The organism is Spartinivicinus poritis (assembly GCF_028858535.1).
Taxonomy (GTDB): Bacteria; Pseudomonadota; Gammaproteobacteria; order Pseudomonadales; family Zooshikellaceae; genus Spartinivicinus; species Spartinivicinus poritis.
Map to the genome: position 1 here is coordinate 1 of NZ_JAPMOU010000013.1, position 18,799 is coordinate 18,799.

14 protein-coding genes are annotated in these 18,799 nt (G+C 38.8%); 7 read left to right on the plus strand and 7 right to left on the minus strand.

What is annotated here, in order from left to right:
• Positions 1–21 precede the first annotated feature (21 nt).
• Together ORQ98_RS29600 and ORQ98_RS11865 are read left to right on the plus strand one after the other, a co-directional pair.
• Positions 22–165: a transposase gene (locus tag ORQ98_RS29600; RefSeq protein WP_425347684.1), complete on the plus strand. Its 144-nt coding sequence runs from the start codon at positions 22–24 to the stop codon at positions 163–165.
• A gap of 164 nt (positions 166–329) precedes the next feature.
• Positions 330–1,970 carry a pre-peptidase C-terminal domain-containing protein gene (locus ORQ98_RS11865; protein WP_274689024.1) on the plus strand — a complete coding sequence of 547 codons (1,641 nt, stop codon included), beginning with the start codon at positions 330–332 and terminating at the stop codon, positions 1,968–1,970.
• A 57-nt stretch (positions 1,971–2,027) separates the two neighbouring features.
• Here the strand turns inward: ORQ98_RS11865 and ORQ98_RS11870 are convergent, their stop codons facing one another.
• From ORQ98_RS11870 to ORQ98_RS11900, 7 genes are all read right to left on the minus strand, one after another.
• Positions 2,028–2,669 (minus strand): site-2 protease family protein, encoded by a 642-nt coding sequence (locus ORQ98_RS11870; RefSeq protein ID WP_274689025.1) that lies wholly within the window; start codon positions 2,667–2,669, stop codon positions 2,028–2,030.
• Positions 2,670–3,092: 423 nt separating this feature from the next.
• Positions 3,093–4,190 (minus strand): hypothetical protein, encoded by a 1,098-nt coding sequence (locus tag ORQ98_RS11875; protein WP_274689026.1) that lies wholly within the window; start codon positions 4,188–4,190, stop codon positions 3,093–3,095.
• 73 nt (positions 4,191–4,263) lie between these two features.
• On the minus strand, positions 4,264–5,355 hold the full coding sequence (locus ORQ98_RS11880; protein WP_274689027.1) for a hypothetical protein: 1,092 nt from the start codon (positions 5,353–5,355) through the stop codon (positions 4,264–4,266).
• 3 nt (positions 5,356–5,358) lie between these two features.
• Positions 5,359–5,928: a hypothetical protein gene (locus tag ORQ98_RS11885; protein ID WP_274689028.1), complete on the minus strand. Its 570-nt coding sequence runs from the start codon at positions 5,926–5,928 to the stop codon at positions 5,359–5,361.
• Between the two features lie 154 nt (positions 5,929–6,082).
• Positions 6,083–8,059, minus strand: a complete 1,977-nt coding sequence (locus tag ORQ98_RS11890; RefSeq protein ID WP_274689029.1) for a coiled-coil domain-containing protein — start codon at positions 8,057–8,059, stop codon at positions 6,083–6,085.
• A 407-nt stretch (positions 8,060–8,466) separates the two neighbouring features.
• Entirely contained in the window at positions 8,467–9,315 is an 849-nt protein-coding gene (locus ORQ98_RS11895; RefSeq protein ID WP_274689030.1) for a hypothetical protein, read from the minus strand.
• A gap of 99 nt (positions 9,316–9,414) precedes the next feature.
• Positions 9,415–10,683: a hypothetical protein gene (locus ORQ98_RS11900; protein WP_274689031.1), complete on the minus strand. Its 1,269-nt coding sequence runs from the start codon at positions 10,681–10,683 to the stop codon at positions 9,415–9,417.
• Positions 10,684–11,226: 543 nt separating this feature from the next.
• Here ORQ98_RS11900 and ORQ98_RS11905 point away from each other — a divergent pair.
• From ORQ98_RS11905 to ORQ98_RS11925, 5 genes are all read left to right on the plus strand, one after another.
• Positions 11,227–12,795, plus strand: a complete 1,569-nt coding sequence (locus ORQ98_RS11905) for a hypothetical protein (protein WP_274689032.1) — start codon at positions 11,227–11,229, stop codon at positions 12,793–12,795.
• 416 nt (positions 12,796–13,211) lie between these two features.
• The gene (locus ORQ98_RS11910; protein ID WP_274689033.1) at positions 13,212–13,652 is read left to right on the plus strand and encodes a hypothetical protein; all 441 of its coding nucleotides are present in this window, start codon (positions 13,212–13,214) and stop codon (positions 13,650–13,652) included.
• Positions 13,653–13,953: 301 nt separating this feature from the next.
• Positions 13,954–15,168: an acetate/propionate family kinase gene (locus ORQ98_RS11915; protein WP_274689034.1), complete on the plus strand. Its 1,215-nt coding sequence runs from the start codon at positions 13,954–13,956 to the stop codon at positions 15,166–15,168.
• An 8-nt stretch (positions 15,169–15,176) separates the two neighbouring features.
• Positions 15,177–17,285 (plus strand): phosphate acetyltransferase, encoded by a 2,109-nt coding sequence (pta, locus tag ORQ98_RS11920; protein WP_274689035.1) that lies wholly within the window; start codon positions 15,177–15,179, stop codon positions 17,283–17,285.
• 513 nt (positions 17,286–17,798) lie between these two features.
• Entirely contained in the window at positions 17,799–18,713 is a 915-nt protein-coding gene (locus ORQ98_RS11925; protein ID WP_274689036.1) for an acyltransferase, read from the plus strand.
• Positions 18,714–18,799 lie beyond the last annotated feature (86 nt).

Sequence of the window (18,799 nt, forward strand, 5' to 3'; positions counted from 1 at the left end):
GCAATCCAACAAGAAGGCATTATCTTAGAATACCTTCCTCCCTATAGTCCTGACTTAAATCCAATTGAACACAAATGGGCTCAGGCAAAAGCGATAAGAAAACAGCATCGCTGTGATGATATAGACAAGTTATTTATACAGCATCTTCAATATGCCACTTTATAATTTTCTAGCTATAGTAATACTTCCATTCAGATGCAATATTCCCACGCAGTTATGTCAACGGCTAATGACTACACCATTCTTATATTTAATAACTACTTTTTTAAGGAAAGTTCTTAACAGAGCAATTTGATTTTTGCTTATAAGCAACTTAAGGACAATAATCTATGACAAACTGGATGCGACCCACTTTACATGCACTTTCATTTAGCATGATATGTATTAGCTGTTCAGCAATTACCTCGCTAAATGCAGAAAGTTATGAATCAAATGAAACCAGCACATTTGCTGATAATTTTGAAACAACCCATTTGATTTATACTCCCGAAGAAATGCTTGCTTTTGATATTAAGGATTATCTTGATAAAAATGCCCCTCATTTATCACCTTATGCAGAAACCATTTCTCACTGGAGTGGGTATTCAACAATAAGTCCTAAAGTGTTAATTACTTTAATAGAAGAACAAACAGGTATGGTAAGTAGCCAGCCAATTAACAGCAACCTTTTGAAGAAACCGTTGGGAAAATTATCCAATAAAAAAGGGTTTTCAAAGCAAATTCGAGATGTCGCCATTCGTCTATCCAAACTTCATTATTATCAAACAGAAGCCTTACATCACCAGGCTACTGAGCAAGGTGCTGCAAACTATGCAGAACACAGCGAATTTTTTGCGTCATCAATAGAAGCACTTTTATCTGCTGCGAAAGATAAAACAACTGACTCTCAAGCTCAGCTCAATCAACAAGAAGGCATTGCTGCCTATCAACAAACAGAGCTAAGCCGCTTTTACCAAACCTATCAACAGCTCTTCCCAGCAGCAAGCTCTCAAGCCCAACAACCACAAGCAGCTGAATACTATAATCGTGCTAGCCTCCCCCCGGCGAATCTTTTGCAACTGCCCTACCCCAAAGGTAGCTACTGGTATTTCGGCGGTAGTCACACTAATACGGGTAGCGGAAGTTATCCTCAGTCATCACTAGACTTGAATAATGGCGGTCGCTGGGGAGATAACCTGTCTAATATTTGGGTAGTTTCAGCGGCGCCAGGCAGAGCCGTTAGACACTCATCCTGCTCGTTAGAAATCGTACATGAAGGGGGCTGGTCGACTACCTATTACCATTTAAGTAACATTCAAGTGCGTACTGGCCAAACAGTCTCACGCAATCAGCGAATTGCCAATTACGCCAATAACCAATCTCAAGCTCTCTGTAACGGAGGCCGTTCGACAGGCCCTCACCAGCACTTCTCGCTAAAACGTAACGGCTCATCCTTCCATTTAAATGGTGTTAAGCTTTCTGGTTATACAGTCCGTACCGGTAGAAACAGCTACGATTCAAACTGCAACTACTTTTGGTTAGAAAAAAATGGCAATAAATACTGTGCCTGGAACAAGCTATATAACACAGGTGTAGCAAATACTACTCCAAATCCAAGACCTAATCCGAACCCGAACCCGAACCCGAACCCGAACCCAGACAATGGTAATCAACTAAGCAATGGAATAGCTAAAACAAATTTATCGGCTAGAAAGGGCCACAAATACTATTTCACTTTCACAGTCCCTCAGGGTGCAAGAAACCTCAGGTTTACAATGGAAAATACTAGAGGGGATGCTGACATGTACGTTAGATACTACAGAAAGCCAAGCTTTAACTACTGGGGCTGTCGTCCCTATACGGTAAGACAAAGGGAGTCTTGCAGTTTTAACAGCTTCCCCGCTGGGACCTACCATATCATGGTACATGCTTTTACTAATTATTCAGGGGTGAGTATAAAAGCGGAATATGACTCAGGGTATCGTTACTAATAGATTATTCTGACTGGGACGCTAAGAGGGATTGCCCCTCTTAGCTAACACTGTTGATTAAACAAAGGTGATATAAGGTAAAATAGTCATACCCAATTTAAAAATAAAATCAAAAATTGGCACTCCCATTATGCTTAGTGCCATTAATACCAGTAACACCCCTATACCATAGCGACTATTGTATTCCTGATACTTTGCAGCCAAGTGCTTAGGCAGTAGATAAGGCAGAATGTAATGGCCATCTAAAGGGCCTAGAGGGATCAAATTAAAAATCATCAACACCAGGTTAATAATAGCGAGATAACTAAAAAAGAGCCTTGGCCCTTGCCCCTCAAATATATCCCACCCTTGAGCAAGCCCAAAACCATATAAATTAATGGTTACTAAGGCCAATAAGAGGTTCATACCAGGCCCAGCGGCCGCAACAACCATGCTCGCCCAGCGAGAGGTAAAGTTACGAGGATCAGTCATAACCGGTTTGGCATAACCAAAGCCAATGACTGCTACCATTAATAGCCCAAGCGGATCAATATGAGACATGGGGTTAAGATTTAACCGCCCCATTCGCTCTGCAGTATCATCCCCATATAACTTGGCGGTTAACGCATGGCCATATTCATGAAAAGTAAGTGCCATCACAATGGCAATCAGTAGAAGGATAAAGGCGGCTATCTGACCTTGATAGAGTAATTGCAGCATTCTATGACTAACTCCTAGGGCACAGGGTAACAACGGCTTCCCTGTAATACACAAAGCATCAAGCTTACCGCCTGTTGATTCCATTAGCAAATAAGCAACTAAGGACATCTAGCAAGCGTGTATTAAGCAAGGTTATGAGTGCAGCAAGCACAACTGCCGAAACAATGGCTACAAGTGCTTTGTATCCAGTAGCCTAGTAGCTCCTATTCAAGCTTAAGCTCTTCAGGCATCCACCATGAGGTATCAAAGTGATAGGAAGGTATCTGTAATTACTATTTGTAATACGATTTTTTATTTCATATAACTACTTGCTATTGATACACCTTGCGAATGCTTACCAAATAATTCACCTACTAACTTACTAGTGGTGCATTTATAAAACTGGGTTACAGCCATTCGCGAAGGTGTCCTTATCAACCAAGATCAAATAAATAAATTCTGATTTAATAGTCTATATTGAAACTCCTTAGTTAACGCTTTAGATAAATCATCAAGTACAGACTTCTGCTGTAAAAACTTTCTCAATAGCTTAATGTAAAATGAACCTACATTGGTATTTTTAAACTTTATATTATTGGGATAAAGCTTTGTTACATAAATCGACAGTGTATTCAAGTCCAAGTAGAGATCCATACTAATATCCATGGTAGCAGTGATATTACTGCTTAAGAGTGGTATTCGAAAAAATACTTCGCCTTTAAAGTTATGGATATTATTGCTACTTAATAAATAGATTTTTTTATTACTGACTTTTACTACAGTTTTATCTTCTAGCATATACCCTTTAAATATACTATCAGTAATATCAACTGATATACCTGAACCTAAATAAAACTTTTTATCTAAGACACCGTCCAAGCGAATATGTCGATTAAAAAGCTGATACTTCATCCACTCAGTATGATATTCTTCATTACGATCACGGATGTCTAAGTCTGAAGATCTAAAATCAACCTTTATACTAGCAAGCGCCTCAAACATTTCATTTCTTGACGGAAACTTATACTCAATCAAGCCCGTCATAAACGCGTTATTTTGAGTCAATATTTTAAACAGGTTTAACTGCTCTTTAGTAATCCGTAACTTGTAATACAACAAAGGGCTTTGGTTAAATACAGAGTCTGGCGTTAAACTTGTTTGTATCGTTCCTACGGCGTCAGGTATATTCAGCACTGCCTGAGAATATTGTTTTGGCAACGGTAGAAATACAATAGTTGGATTACTGGCTTGAATTTCTGCGATCTTAGCTGCTGATTTTCTAAAGTCAGGTCCAAGAATAAAATAAAGCTCATAATCATTTGTGCTAGGTATTTTTTCAAGAAAAACTTTACGATTATGAATACTCCACTCCCTAGGCACCACATAAATCACTTTTGGGTCGGTTGTAAGAAAGCCAAAAACCTCACCATTATTATCTAAAATGGTTTCGGTTACTTCCGGAGCACTAGTTTCAGCTACCGTACTATTTACGCAAAACAGAACCAACAAAACGCCAAAAAAATAATTTATTTTATTTAACATATTTTCTCATTAACCTTATTATTATAGAAACCCTTTATTACAGATGGAGTTAACAGATATTTCTCAACACTTATCAAAATAAAACTGGAATACCAATGTCACTTGGTTGCGCCACTTTCTCCTTCCCTTCTAAAGACACTAATCCACTTTTATCAACTGAATAAACATTAATACTAAAGCCGTTATCTTTTAGCTTCATTAACATTTTTATATATAGCTTACCATTTTCTGTTTCATCAAATTTAGCTAACTTTGGGTAAAACATATTATGAATGATACGCAAACAAGCCTTTGGGCCAAAAGCGCCATCACAATCGATATAGCTGCTAGTACTCATATCAAAAGGTTTTAATCGATTTAAATGTACTATTTTTGACTCATTAAAGCTAACTTGCATGTCTTCATTATTTGGTAAACTAGCTGATGAGTCTGCATACGGAAACAGAAAGTGCTCTCCTGTAAAATCACCATTAACGATTCTTTGCCGCACGTCATTATTAACCAATAACCAACGCATTTCATCACTGAAGTCTTGATGGTTAGATACCGTTAACGCAACAAGTGGTACCTGTTCATCTGTATCTAAAGCAAAGTCAGCTTTTATTGTCGTTTGATTAATGTCAACAAACGGGTACTTTGCTAACAAAGCAGTTACTGCACCTGTTTCTACATCACTAAAATCAATTGAACTATTTATATACCAAACTAAATCTACTGGAGAAAGCGCTTGATCAGTAAACGATATTTTTTGGAATAATAAGCCACCAACGGCTCGAATATAACGACCAAGCCCTAAGTCTTTGTGATTATTTTTAAGTGACTCTGAAACCAGTATATCTTTCATATTAATTAAGCGTAATACCCATTTATCTGGAAAAGTACAGCTGATACTTTGTAAGCTTTCATCTTCATAGCGCCAAGTGAATTCAACTGTTTTATAACCCTCAGGCTCTATATTATATGAAAACGCGTCTTCCTTACCTTGATAGTTCCAATTACTACGCTCTTCAGTAAGCTGATCATAAATGGCTTGAATCCAGGTAGCAGACACTGTATGGTCGATAATTGGGATAATCTTGGCACAAAGCTCTTTTTTTTCATTCGTTAATGCATAGCTTTGAGTTTGCAATAGAACCAATATGATAGCGAATAAAATATTTTTCATTTTTTAATCTTCTATAGAATAAGCCATATAATTTTCTAGTACTTCTTGAGATACAATTTCATACCTTTTATTATAAATTTTATAAGCTTCCAACATCATCTGCTGCTCCTGTAACAACTGTTCTGTGAGTTGTTGTAGCTCCTGATTTATAACATCAAATGTTTCTTGGGAGTAATTTTCTATATTAAGCTGCATATCAGCAAGTTTTGTTTCGAGCATTTGATATTTCTCTAGCGACAAGTCAACAGCTGTAACCTGCTCATCAAAGTACTGCTTTTCTTGTTTAGTTCTTTCTTCAATCCTATTTATTATTTTTTCATTAGGCATAATTCCATGATTATCTAGCTCTTCCACATAGGCTTTCATACCGTTAAGGTCCATTTTTTTTTCAATAACTTTGTTTGTCGGTTTCTTTTCAGCTATTTTATTTTCAACTGACTCATACTCAAGCTTTACGATAGGCTCCTGCTTGACTCCATCAACCTCTCTCTCTAATTGAACAGGCCAAAAAACTACCGCCAACCCTATTAAAACACTTAAACCAGTAACGACTAATATCCTTTTTTTCAACATACCACATCCTATTATCTCATCTTCAATTAACAACCTATATCTGATAATAAAAAAAGCAGGTAACAGCGATCATATAGTCAAAGCGAATGATTTTTAGTAACAACAAACCCTAAAAATCATGCGCCAAGAGTATACCTACTTATTTAACTGCTGATTATAGTCTTACTTTTACATCTACCACTGCTGTACCATGGTTAATGGTGAAAGATTGCTCTTTATAATGACGAGAAATAACTCCTTTTAAGAAGTCTTTATTTTTAGTTCTACCTTTATTACTACCAAATAGTTCAGCACCATTTTTGAGTATAATACTACCCACTTGACAATACATGTTACCACCACAGAGTGACATAAGTGCAGTGCCTACAGCTTTAGCACCTTCACCATTAGGTACTACAGGTGAGTTTTGCGATACTTTCCAGCTTTTTGCATAGGTCAGGATAAACTCAGCAGCAATTTCCTTGATCATCATTTGCCGTATACCTTCTATACGTTGACGCTCTTTGAGAGGATCTGGATTCGCACCAGAGGGTGAAATATCTACATCACACTTCATACCCGACTTATCAATTCGCTTACGTTCAGTTTCACTCCAGCTTTTACGCCAAAATAAGAAACCGCTTGAGCCTTTTGATGCAATAAATGACTGGAATTTCTCTATATCTAACCGACAGCTAACATTAATAGGGTCTGTTTTAACAAAGTAATCGTAATCAAAAGCAACTGTTTGTGCCAATACATTACTGCTTCTTGACTTATAATATGGCACTGTAATTTCTGGATTAAAGCTATAATTTGAAGCCTTATATTCCGCTTTTACTATATTTTGTTGTGGTGTAGAAGACCCAGTACAATATGCACCACGGGTAACTATGTTTCTAAAATTTCCAGACCCGTTATTTTTGAGTGTTTTAGCTTCTGGCTCTACTGTCGCACCATCTTTTGTAAACATATGTTCAGGCACTTCAGTATTTGTTGAAACAGCATGACTATTGCCTGCATCACCCACAGTGCTATGAGATAAAGTTGAAGTACCTGCAGTAGAGCCTGAGACATGATTATTTATTTTCATATCTCTCTTAGCATGCCCTTTAATATTAAAGATAGGGAGCCTAGATACGGTATAACCATGGAAAAAGTGATTAATTGAACTGTATCGATTCACTGCTGCACGAAGTAATGTTTCTTCTTGCCCCCAAATACTATAACTGGCAGCAGCAATGCCCACTGGTGTTGTTTCAAGTTTTTGTCTAATTTCCTCACTTCTATTCCATGCTTCAATAGAACTATTATTGAACGTTACAAAAATACTCGACAATGTCGATATTTGCTGTTGGATTTCTTCCATATTTGGTATTGCTGCCTGATAATCACCAAGTGCCTGGCTATAAAGCGGCCTAACTTTTATCAAACGTTTATAAGCTTCTTTGTAAGCCGCTTTTGCTTCAGGTGTTTTTTCTTTAGCTTCCTGTTTAGCAGCAGCAATAGCTTCTTTTAATGCAGTTATCTCCTCTTCTTCTGTTGCTAAACTTAATAAGCTAATGAGTTCTGTAATTTTAGAAGATAAGGCTTTTAGTTCACTATCGGCTTTATCAAAGTCAGCTTGGGCAGTATCAAACTCAAACTTATACTTAGTATACTTAGCCACTATTGCCTTATTTTGTTCTTTTAGCCTATCTATCTCAGCTATTTTGCTGGCCATTTTATCTAAAATAGTAGTTTGTCTGACATAATTACCAAACTGACTATCAAAATAAGGTGAAAAAGGACCTGCTTTAGCAGCAGCTTGTAAGTCACCAGAAGGCATATTGTAAGTTATGTTATATTGCCCTTGTAAGTAATTACAACCAGGGGTACTGTTAATTTCAAATGAGCCAGTTTGGGTCTTTTTAGATGATGGAGAAACATATAACACTTTAAGTCTAGGGTCATGATCTCCTAAGATACTAACCCCCTTCAATAGGGGATCATTTTTTATTGCATAGGATTGGAATTTGTCTAATTTAGCAGTATTAGTGTTAGGCTTGGGTAATGCTACAGCCTGCATTGTGGCAGCAGAAACAGCCATGGCAAGTAGCGAAACGGTGAATTTACTTTTGAGCATCTCTGACTTACATCCTTGTTTGTTCATTATTGCACCCCGAAGGAATAGAAAATATTTTATTTTACAATTCCATTGAATAAACTGTAGGTATTTTTAATCTTTAAAGGCTCGCTAATAATTGATTAGACTCACCCCATAAGTAGTTTTTATTAGTAATTTGAGCACAAATCAAACTACCACTCTACTTTACAAATCAACCCTTCTATTTAACATACTTAAACAAATATATACTTTTTATGAATAACAAGTATTACTAATTTAATACAAATCTCCTAAAAAACTAACAGCCTAACAAATCAGAAAACCAACAAAAAATATTATATTTACCAAACTGCCAACAAAAATTTTCATCTAAAAAGAAAAAACCGCTAATCCCACCCAAATATATTTAGAGCAGGTTTAGCGGTTTTTATATAATATTGGATTGTTTGTGACTAATGACGAATTTGAATGGTACGCTTAAGATAGTTAGTGCCTAGCATGGTATCGCTATTAATACAGAATGATTGATCATTTCTCTCTACAAACAAGTCAATCAAGGTTTTCCATCCTAAATAAGGATCACTAGAAACAAATAAAGATGAATGAGTTTGTGCCAGCTTAGCACTGTAATAAAACAGTTGATTTTTATCTTTTGTACAAAATCCCTTATTCGGCCTTGAATAGGATAAAATCGCTTCAAATGACAAGTTCTCAATAATTTCTTGGGTTGGTAAAGGAGGCAATGACTCAAAGCTAACCGGTATATTCATATTCACCTTTAATACTGGATTGCTCGCTAACAGGCGAAAAACAGCAGACTGATTTTCCGGTAAATAAAAAACCATGACTTCACATAAATAAGGATAATTTCCAGGTAATAACTTCGGTTGATAGCTTTCTGGTAAATGGCTGAAGTGTGCAACTACTTCAGAGTCGATTTGACAACCTTGTTGTCCAGGAGGGATTAAATTAACTTTGGCATCTTTGATATCATGATCCCGAACAAATGAATAATACTTATTTTCTTCATGTGCTTTTGGGTATAACGAAACAACGACTTTTTTAAAATCAAAGACCTTCGTTGGTTTTGAAACGACCTTGTTATACTTTGTATACCAAATAGGGCCTCGTTGGATGTCCTTAATTGGTACAAATACCATATTATCTTTTTCAATCAATCGTCCCCAATCCAAATCAGTAAAGTTGATTGGATGAGCAACAGAAAAACTAGTTATTAGCAAAGCAGGCATAACTAACAGCCAGTATTTTATCCAGCATAGCAGACGCTTTGTTACATCCATTTTCTTGTTCCCGTATTTTAATATAATTATTAGAGGGGCTCTTATACGCTGAATGCTTAAAGCATTCAGCGCAGAACTACCACTACAACTTTTTATTATTTAGTCTTGACCAATTAATGCTAAGCAACCTGGGTCTTCCATATTCCAAACAACCCGTCCCATAGGTTGACGCTTCATACAGCTGAAGTTTAGGGTAGTGTTATAATTACGCATTACCCCTGGAGTATAGTAATACACATAGTCCTCTTTACCTTTAATCAACTTGTCATAGTTTGATTTCATGGTATAGATTGGATCCCACTGCTGCTGTTGCTGACCTGTGGGAGTTGGCTCTTGCTGTTGTTGGAAAGCAGCTACTTCATTGAACAGTTCATTTTGCAGCTTATCTCTTAATACATCAGCAGCTTGTTGATAGCGATCATCTTCAGGCGCAACGGTACCAAAAGAGCCATCGTTTTGTTGGAACTGGACTACTGCACCACACTGAGAAACATCTTGACATTGTGCTTGCTGCTGGAAGAACTGTTGTACTTCTTGCTCTTGGTTAGCATTTTGGTTTTGACTGGTAAATTGACTGGCTTGTTTAAACAACTTACCCCAGTCAACTTTTACTTTGACTGCATGATATTTTTCATCCGTTTTAATTTTCCAGTCAATCCGAGCAGTCAGAATGTTATCCCATTGCCCACCACTCATTAAAACACCATCAATTTGTTGATCCCAACCTGGAGTCGTTACTGCTTGGAATGGTAAGTCTTGGTTAACAACTGTTTGGCTAGGTGGCATCATTGCTCTAAAACGATACATTACGTTAGTGCTTAGATCATATTCACCACTATCGCTGTTTAACATGGTACATTTTGGTACTTCAATTTGCCGTTGCTGACCATTTTGATCTATAGTCAACTTTTCATTAGAACAAGCAATATCTAAACGCCCATTATCGATTTGATTTCCTGTTGATAAGAAAGTAGTTCTAGCCTCAGTAGCAGGTGCAGGATACGCTCTCAAGCCGTAGCTATTGGCTTCATCTAATAATGCTTGAACTGCATCTAAATCACCCAGGGTAGAGAAAGAACCACCTAAATAACTTAATGTTTCACCAGCAAAATAACCTGACTGCTGAAACCGGTGAAATACATTAAAACGAGGTACTGGTAGAGAGCTAGTCACCCCTTGTACAGCCACATTACCACGCTTTGGAATGTAATAAATTTTTGATTGATCAACGCCGTCTTTCAGTAAATAAAAGTTATCGTAAATACGCGCTGAAAATTGTACATCAGGGCTTTCACTAATGGGAGCTGCAGCGGCTTGCTGAATAGTAGCTGCAACAGCGGCCGCCATAAGAGTTTTGCCTAATTTCATTATGACTTTCCTTCCTTGTAGAAAAAATGAGTAATATTTATACTAACGTTAATGAATGGAGCACCTAACTTAATATTAAATTTTCAATAATATAAACGGAGCTATCTCTTGTTGTTTTTACTTCCAACTACCACACATTTACTGCCAATTACTACACTCTCTCTAGTTAGGCGCCAGTGATGCTATTTGTTAGGTATAAGCACTGTAAATTAGACTTTTGTCTAATAAAAGTTAGTGATTCTCCACATAAAATATTTTTATTAAGTTTACTTTCTCAAGTCCTTTTGGGTGCATTTAAAGGAAAGACTTACATAGCTAAAAAAATGCCTTTTGATACAAGTCAATAATAGTAGTTTTCATGAAGGAGTGTACATATAACACAAAGAAAAATGTTATGCGAGACATTACTACATTATTTAAATTATGGTAGTCTCTATTTCATTAAGTTCGCACCATCTTTCTAAAGGTACCACTCTTTAAAAAGGTATCATTAAAAATAATAAACATCTGATTGGTATCACACTGATATCACAAGGAAGTTCTATGAAAGTAAAACTACTTCTTTTTCTGTTATTTTATATTCCTCTATCCTGTTTATCTGCAAATTTTTCAGCTGAGATTATTAGTCAGTTTCATCTAATCACTGATCCAAACAACTCAAAAAAGCTATTTTACATTTCCCGCTTTGGTGGCATTGAAAGAATCGCACCTTCAGCTATGGCCAATGTAAGTAATAACAACCTAATAAATACTAACGAAACCTTACCTAACTTTTACGCAGTAACCCTATTTGGATTAACCCAGCCTTTTACCGATAAAGAAATGGTTGGCTTTGGTGGTACTTTTTCTACCGTTGAAAACGGTGCTTTAGTTAAGCAACTCAAAAAAGAGGCTAAGCAGCTTGGCTACACATCAATACAACCAGCAAGACATCAATTTGCTCAGCTTAATTTCATTGCTACAGCATTTGATGTTATTAACGGTCAACTAGCACTAGAGTGCAAGATAGAAAAAATTCCTGTTGAGCATTCCAGCGAGTCTCATGTGACTATGCCTTTATGCAAAATAAAGGGAACTGACCAGGTTTATGATATTAATATTAATCTTCTGTATAGCTTGGAAACACAATTACACGAACGAGGCAGCACCAGCACTAAAATTCCATTTGATGCGATCACCCTGCCTGGCTGGAAGCCTCACCTGCAAGACTTATTAAACAATGGCAGCCCATGGAATCATTTATTAACAGGGGTTGTCGACTGGACTATTAGTGACCGTCCACTGAATATTATCAAGCTAAATGTAGACTGGATAAAACTCTATAACTTTACTTTTAGAGAGTTAAAGTCAGGTATGAACCCACTATTAAGTAGAGAGGATGTTCGTACCAAAATGGCAGAGCTACTGAAATGTAATGATATCAGTCAGTGTGGTATTCAATTTGCTGACTCACTTACGCCAGGTAAAGTTGAAGAATTAGGTGAAACACTGTCATTACAAGACACGCTCAGTACAGCCTTATTTACTGAAACCCATCTTACCCTTAGACGACGAGACCCTTCAGGAACCAGTCGAAATCGTTTATCTGCTACGAACAGTGCAGAAGAAGTAAAAACCAACTTTATTCCTAAAGTAAACTTTTACCAAGTGTTACAGCTTCAAAATGGCAAGCTGGAAATGTTAGCTCCAAATAATAATATTAAACAGTACCGAACCGTGTTAGACATCAACTGCATTAAAGGCAGTATTGATGGCGATATTGATTCAACCAACAACCAATCTGGTTGCACCACAACTGCCGATCGTTATGCAGACTACCAATGGAGCCGCTGGCAAAGTAAGCACCAGGCAAACTTTATTGGTGATTTAGAAATGCCTGCAGGTTGTGCCAACCCCATTCGCATAAAAGCGCGCTCCAAAACAGGACAGCCTTATTTGAGCCTAAAAGAACGCTTGCTACTCTCTCCCAGAAAAGGATTATTCTGCTGGAATAAACATCAAACAGATGGCAAGTGTGCTGATTATGAAGTAAGCTGGTTGTGCGAAAAAGGTTCTTCAGAGCCACCCATTATTATTTGGCCTGAAAGGCCTCCAGTGTCGTTTGAGTTATAGTATGTCCTTCGCGAATGAACTTTTTACTAAGGAGCTGTTTCAAATATAACAGCTTTTTACCTCCTTATTCCTCCCCCTTGATAAAGGGGGGGATTTAAAGTGACCTTATTTTTTGCACCACCTCCGCTTTGTAAACCAATGTAAAGTTATTTGATAGCCCCTTTTTATACTGTTACTAATTCAGACTGACTTTTATTACTTTATAAATACGATAAAGATAAGTAAGGGCATCTATGCTTATTTTTTACCATTTTTTAAAAGACTCTACTCTTGTAAACTGTTTACTTAAAAATAAACAAGGACTTACTTTTTTAAAATTAAAAGTAATGCACAAATTTACCAAACGCCTATCGCTACTATTACTTAGCTTCATATACTTATTGCTACCCTCCCAAACCTTGGCTCACAGCGGCAATATGTCATTTTTCAGACTAACACAGCAAGAATCCACCTGGCATTTAACGGCTATTCTAGCCCAGGCAACAGTGCAGTCTTATCTACCATCCACCAATAAACCACCTCTCAAAGTAAAGCCTGCTAAACAATTGCAAGAAAAGCAACTTGTTGACTATCTGCAAAATAACATTGCTTTTACTATGAATGGCCAATTAATCCCTTTAAAACTTAATAACGTTAAATTAGGGCACCACGAAACCAAGGTCTCATTTAAGCTAAATACCGCACCCAAACAACTTGAAAGTATGGATATAGTCATCAAGGCTTTTGCCCATGGAAAAAACCACCATAATATCCTACTTATTTCCTCAGCTAACACTAAGCAAAAAGTGATTCTCTCATCCAAAAACAACTATTCATCTAAGTTACAATTTATACCACCCAAAAACACAGTTAAGTAAGTGGCCAGCTAACCTCTAACATTGACTTACCTAATGAGTAACAACTACACATTAGGTAAGTAACCACAACACTCAAGCACCCATCAACCTGTCTACTAATTAAACAGCCATTCCTCACTACTACTTTATTTCGTAGCTTTACGTATTTTCTTTGCACACCAGTCAGTTAGACTAACCTCGACCAAAAGTCAGCTAATCACCAATGGTGCACTACAATAGATATGTGTCATCTCATATACCCAGTAGATGGGGTATGCTGTAGTGATTAACACTTTCATTTCTTAACAAAAGATAGTTTGCAGTGAATACTACACCTTCCAACATTCTGGTTATCAATTGTGGCAGTTCCTCCATTAAGTTTGCCGTCATTAATCCAACCTCTGAACAAGCGCTTATTACTGGCATTGCAGAGCGACTAGGCGAAACAGAAGCCCAACTGGTGTGGCGGGCAAGCCAGCAAAAACACACAACAGCGTTAGAAACTGCTGACCATGACCTGGCAATGCAAGCCATCTTAACGCTTTTAGCCGAGCAGCAATTAGCCGATACCTTAATTGCCATTGGCCATCGAGTAGTACATGGTGGTGAAGCTTTTACTCATTCAACTGTAATCAATGAAGAAGTTAAGCAGGCCATCGCTGATTGCCAGCCACTCGCCCCATTACACAACCCAGCGAACTTATTGGGCATTACCATTACCGAAAAGTATTTTGGCCAACTACCTCAGGTTGCTGTGTTTGATACAGCATTTCATCAAACCATGCCAGCCAAAGCCTATTTATATGCAATCCCCTATCGTTTTTATAAAGAAAAAAGTGTGCGCCGTTATGGCTTTCATGGCACCAGTTACCGTTATGTAGCTGAAGCAGCTTGCCAACAATTAGGCATTGATTATCAACATAGCCATTTACTCTGTGCCCATTTAGGTAACGGCTGTAGTGCAGTAGCCGTGAGTAACGGCCAGGCAGTTGACACTACAATGGGGTTAACGCCTTTGGAAGGCTTAGTGATGGGAACACGCAGTGGCAACCTGGACCCAAATTTATTTTCGTTTTTAGCTGATGAGTATGGCTATAGCCTGGAAGACATCAGTCGTATTCTTAATAAAGAAAGTGGCTTACTTGGTCTTTCTGAACTTAGTAATGACATGCGCGCCCTCGAAGAGGCAGCTAGCCAGGGTAATCAACAGGCTCAACTGGCTGTTTCAGTTTTTTGCTATCAATTAGCCAAAACGTTAGGTGGCTTAGCCACAGCCCTTCCCCGCCTTGATGGATTAGTCTTCACTGGTGGTATTGGTGAAAATTCATCTTTTGTTAGACAGCAAGTTATCAAGCAACTGGCTATTCTTGGGTTTACATTAGACGAACAAGCTAATCAGCAACATGGCAATAAACAAGGGGTTATTACTCAACCAGGATCAACTTGCGCATTAGTTGTGAAAACCGACGAAGAGTTAATGATTGCCCGGGATACTGCTAGCCTGGTAAACCAAGCCCCTGCAACTTCTGAACACTGAGGTAACCAATGCATACATTTTACATTGCCCCAACTAGCTTTGGCGTTGGCCTCACATCAGTTGCACTTGGTTTAGTTCGAGCATTAGACAGCGTTGGATTAAGGGTCAGTTTTTGTAAGCCCATTGCTCAGCAACATGCTTCCGATCAAGGACCTGAACGCTCAACGCAAATGATACAGCAAGTGATGGGTTTTACCCCACCAACACCTATTTCATTGGAGCGAGTTGAAGATTTATTAGGCGATAATAAGCGCGATATGCTGATGGAGGAAATTGTCGAGCAATTTGACCGCTCTGCTATTGATGCAGATGTCGTCGTCGTTGAAGGTTTAGTCCCAACCCGAGCGGCTCCCTATGTGACTGGCTTAAATGGTGATATCGCAAAAACACTGGATGCTGATGTTATTTTGGTTGCCTCTGGCCAAGAGGATAGCCTTTCCGAAGTAGCGGATAAATTAGAAATAACGGCTGATAATTTTGGTGGTATCCAGCACCGAAAAGTGATCGGCTATATCATCAACAAATTATCGCTTGAGCAGATTCAACAAATAGAAGACAGTAGCAGTGAAGTGTTTGATAAACTGCCAGAGTTTCGTCGTAAGCAATTCCACCCGATCGGCTATATTCCCTGGAATGAGGACATGTCCTCTCCTCGCACGAAAGAAATTGCCGACCTGCTACAAACCCAAATTCTTTATAAGGGCGATATCGAGCAGCGACGAGTGACGGGTAAAGTGCTCTGCGCCAGAACCGCTGCCAATATTTGCCATTTACTTAAACCAGGTAAGCTTATTATTTGCCCAGGAGACCGAGACGATATCATCCTGGCGACCTGTATGGCTGCCAGTAATGGCGTACCACTTGCCGGGTTATTGCTTACCAACGGTATTGAGCCCCATGAGCAAATAATGAACTTATGCAAAAAAAATGTTCAGCAACACGGGCTACCTATTTTACTGACTCAGCTCAATTCTTATAACACGGCAACTACCTTAGACCGGCTAAATAATGAAGTCCCTATTGATGATAGGGAGCGTATTGAGTTGGTAATGAACTCAATAGCCGATAGACTCAATGGCGAGTGGCTTAAAGAGCGCTGTGGAACCGAAGTAGAAATTCGTATGTCACCCCCGGCCTTCCGCTATCAGCTGATTAAACGAGCCAACCAGGCGAAAAAACGCATTGTGCTACCCGAGGGTAATGAGCCAAGAACCGTACGTGCCGCATCTATTTGTCACGAGCGCGGCATTGCAGAATGTATTTTACTGGGCAAAACAGAAGACATTCATCAAGTGGCGCAAGACCAAGGTTTTCAGCTACCTGAAAGCATCATCATTATGGAGCCTGATATCGTCCGGGGCCGTTATATTTCTCCCATGGTTGAGCTACGAAAACATAAAGGGCTCAATGCCCCAATGGCTGAAGCCCAATTGGAAGATAATGTCGTATTAGGCACCATGATGTTAGCGCAAGGGGAAGTCGATGGCCTGGTATCAGGTGCCGTACATACCACAGCCAATACTATTCGCCCAGCTTTTCAGCTAATTAAAACCCACCCTGATGCAAAGCTGGTGTCTTCTATCTTCTTTATGTTGCTACCAGAACAAGTTTTGGTATACGGCGACTGTGCGGTAAACCCAGACCCTAATGCTGAAGAGCTGGCTGACATTGCTATCCAAAGTGCCGACTCCGCAGCCGCTTTTGGCATTTCACCTAAAGTCGCTATGATTAGCTATAGCACCGGTAGCTCAGGCACAGGAAGTGATGTGGAAAAAGTGCGCGAAGCCACCAAAATAGCCCAACAAAAACGGCCTGATTTATTAATAGACGGCCCACTACAATACGATGCTGCCGCTATTGAAAGTGTCGCCAAGAAAAAAGCCCCCAACAGCCCAGTCGCAGGCAAAGCAACAGTATTTGTTTTCCCCGACCTCAATACCGGTAATACGACATATAAAGCCGTTCAGCGCAGTGCCGACGTGATTAGTGTAGGCCCCATGCTGCAAGGCTTACGTAAACCCGTCAATGACTTATCACGAGGTGCATTAGTCGACGACATCGTCTACACCATCGCTCTCACCGCCATCCAAGCAGATCAGTTTAGTAGTCGGAAATAATTTCCCTCCATGAGGTTTTCACAAAGCTAACGGATATGGGGTAACAGAGTATTCTGTATCTAAGGCATAGCTTGATGGGCCAGGAAGGCCCTTCAAGAGCGGAGGAAGAATGCGCTGTTATCCCATATCAAACACTAAACTTATTTTTAACAATGGGGATTGAGGGGGATTTTTACATACGATGATTCAAAATGCTGGCTCCTTTAAATCCCCCCTAGCCCCCTTTATCAAAGGGGGGAATCAGTTTTGCGATAGCACTCTGTATCGTTTATATAGCCCTCATATCACCAAAACTCTTCTAACCATCTAATATTCACACCTTTTAAGCAAAGTGCTATTTTACTGTCATAATTTAATATACCCACTGCGAATGGCTTTTAGGGGCGGCCGTCAAGCTACGAAGCCTCATGAGCCTATAAATAATAGGTGATTGAGGTGAGGAGTGATGACAACAAACCCTAAAAATCATACGCGAAGGGTATAAGCAGTAACCTAATAGGATGTACTTTTCATATGCTTAAAAAACTGCCTCCACCGATAAAAGGCTGCATTGCCAGCTTAATGCTAGCCTTAAATACCATCATACTCAGCTGCCCATTACTAATCATTGCTTTATTAAAGCTCTTAATCCCTATCAACGCCTGGCAACAAATCTGCGCAAAAATACTGATCAAAATCGCTGAACTGTGGATGTCCATAAACAGCTTATGGATGAAACTGACCCAACAACTAACACTGGATGTAAAAGGCTTAAGTAGCTTAAAAAAAGACGGCTGGTATCTAGTGACCAGTAATCATCAGTCCTGGGCAGATATCACCTTATTACAACATATCCTTAATCGTCGTATCCCTATGCTTAAGTTTTTTATCAAACAAGAACTCATCTGGGTACCTGTAATTGGCCTATGCTGGTGGGCATTAGATTTTCCCTTTATGAAACGATACAGCAAAGCCTACTTAGAGAAATACCCCGAAAAAAAAGGCCAAGACTTAGCCACCACTCGCAAAGCCTGCGAAAAATTCAAAGAAACCCCAGTCGCTGTATTTAACTTTATAGAAGGCACCCGCTTTACCGACGAAAAACACCGTGACCAGCACTCCCCTTTTAATCACTTATTAAAACCCAAAGCCGGCGGCATCGGCTTCGTCCTCGGCGCCATGGGCGATCAACTAAAAAGCTTATTAGATATCACCATCTACTACCCAGAAAAACAACTCAGTTACTGGGATTTTCTCTGCGGAAAAATCAATGACGTTACTATTCGAATAGAGCAAATCGAAATTCCCAAAGAATTTCTCAATAAAGATTATATTAATGACAGTCAATTTCGCGAGCAGTTTCAGTTATGGGTAACAGAATTGTGGGAGAAAAAAGATCAGCTGTTGGGGGAGTTGAAAAGGGAAAAAGCCTCTTTATCACATAGCTAATAGTTAGCTTAAATTACAGACTCTACAGCTCTTTATTTTATAAATCAGAAGTGCAACTAAAAAGCTGCACTTCTTTTTATTTACTC

Excerpts from the sequence above, each read along its gene's own strand:
- pta (WP_274689035.1), top strand. The coding sequence starts at position 15,177 with ATGCATACATTTTACATTGCCCCAACTAGCTTTGGCGTTGGCCTCACA.
- ORQ98_RS11895 (WP_274689030.1), bottom strand. The coding sequence starts at position 9,315 with ATGGATGTAACAAAGCGTCTGCTATGCTGGATAAAATACTGGCTGTTA.
- ORQ98_RS11925 (WP_274689036.1), top strand. The coding sequence starts at position 17,799 with ATGCTTAAAAAACTGCCTCCACCGATAAAAGGCTGCATTGCCAGCTTA.
- ORQ98_RS11865 (WP_274689024.1), top strand. The coding sequence starts at position 330 with ATGACAAACTGGATGCGACCCACTTTACATGCACTTTCATTTAGCATG.
- ORQ98_RS11905 (WP_274689032.1), top strand. The coding sequence starts at position 11,227 with ATGAAAGTAAAACTACTTCTTTTTCTGTTATTTTATATTCCTCTATCC.
- ORQ98_RS11910 (WP_274689033.1), top strand. The coding sequence starts at position 13,212 with ATGTCATTTTTCAGACTAACACAGCAAGAATCCACCTGGCATTTAACG.
- ORQ98_RS11900 (WP_274689031.1), bottom strand. The coding sequence starts at position 10,683 with ATGAAATTAGGCAAAACTCTTATGGCGGCCGCTGTTGCAGCTACTATT.
- ORQ98_RS11870 (WP_274689025.1), bottom strand. The coding sequence starts at position 2,669 with ATGCTGCAATTACTCTATCAAGGTCAGATAGCCGCCTTTATCCTTCTA.
- ORQ98_RS11885 (WP_274689028.1), bottom strand. The coding sequence starts at position 5,928 with ATGTTGAAAAAAAGGATATTAGTCGTTACTGGTTTAAGTGTTTTAATA.
- ORQ98_RS11890 (WP_274689029.1), bottom strand. The coding sequence starts at position 8,059 with ATGAACAAACAAGGATGTAAGTCAGAGATGCTCAAAAGTAAATTCACC.
- ORQ98_RS11880 (WP_274689027.1), bottom strand. The coding sequence starts at position 5,355 with ATGAAAAATATTTTATTCGCTATCATATTGGTTCTATTGCAAACTCAA.
- ORQ98_RS11875 (WP_274689026.1), bottom strand. The coding sequence starts at position 4,190 with ATGTTAAATAAAATAAATTATTTTTTTGGCGTTTTGTTGGTTCTGTTT.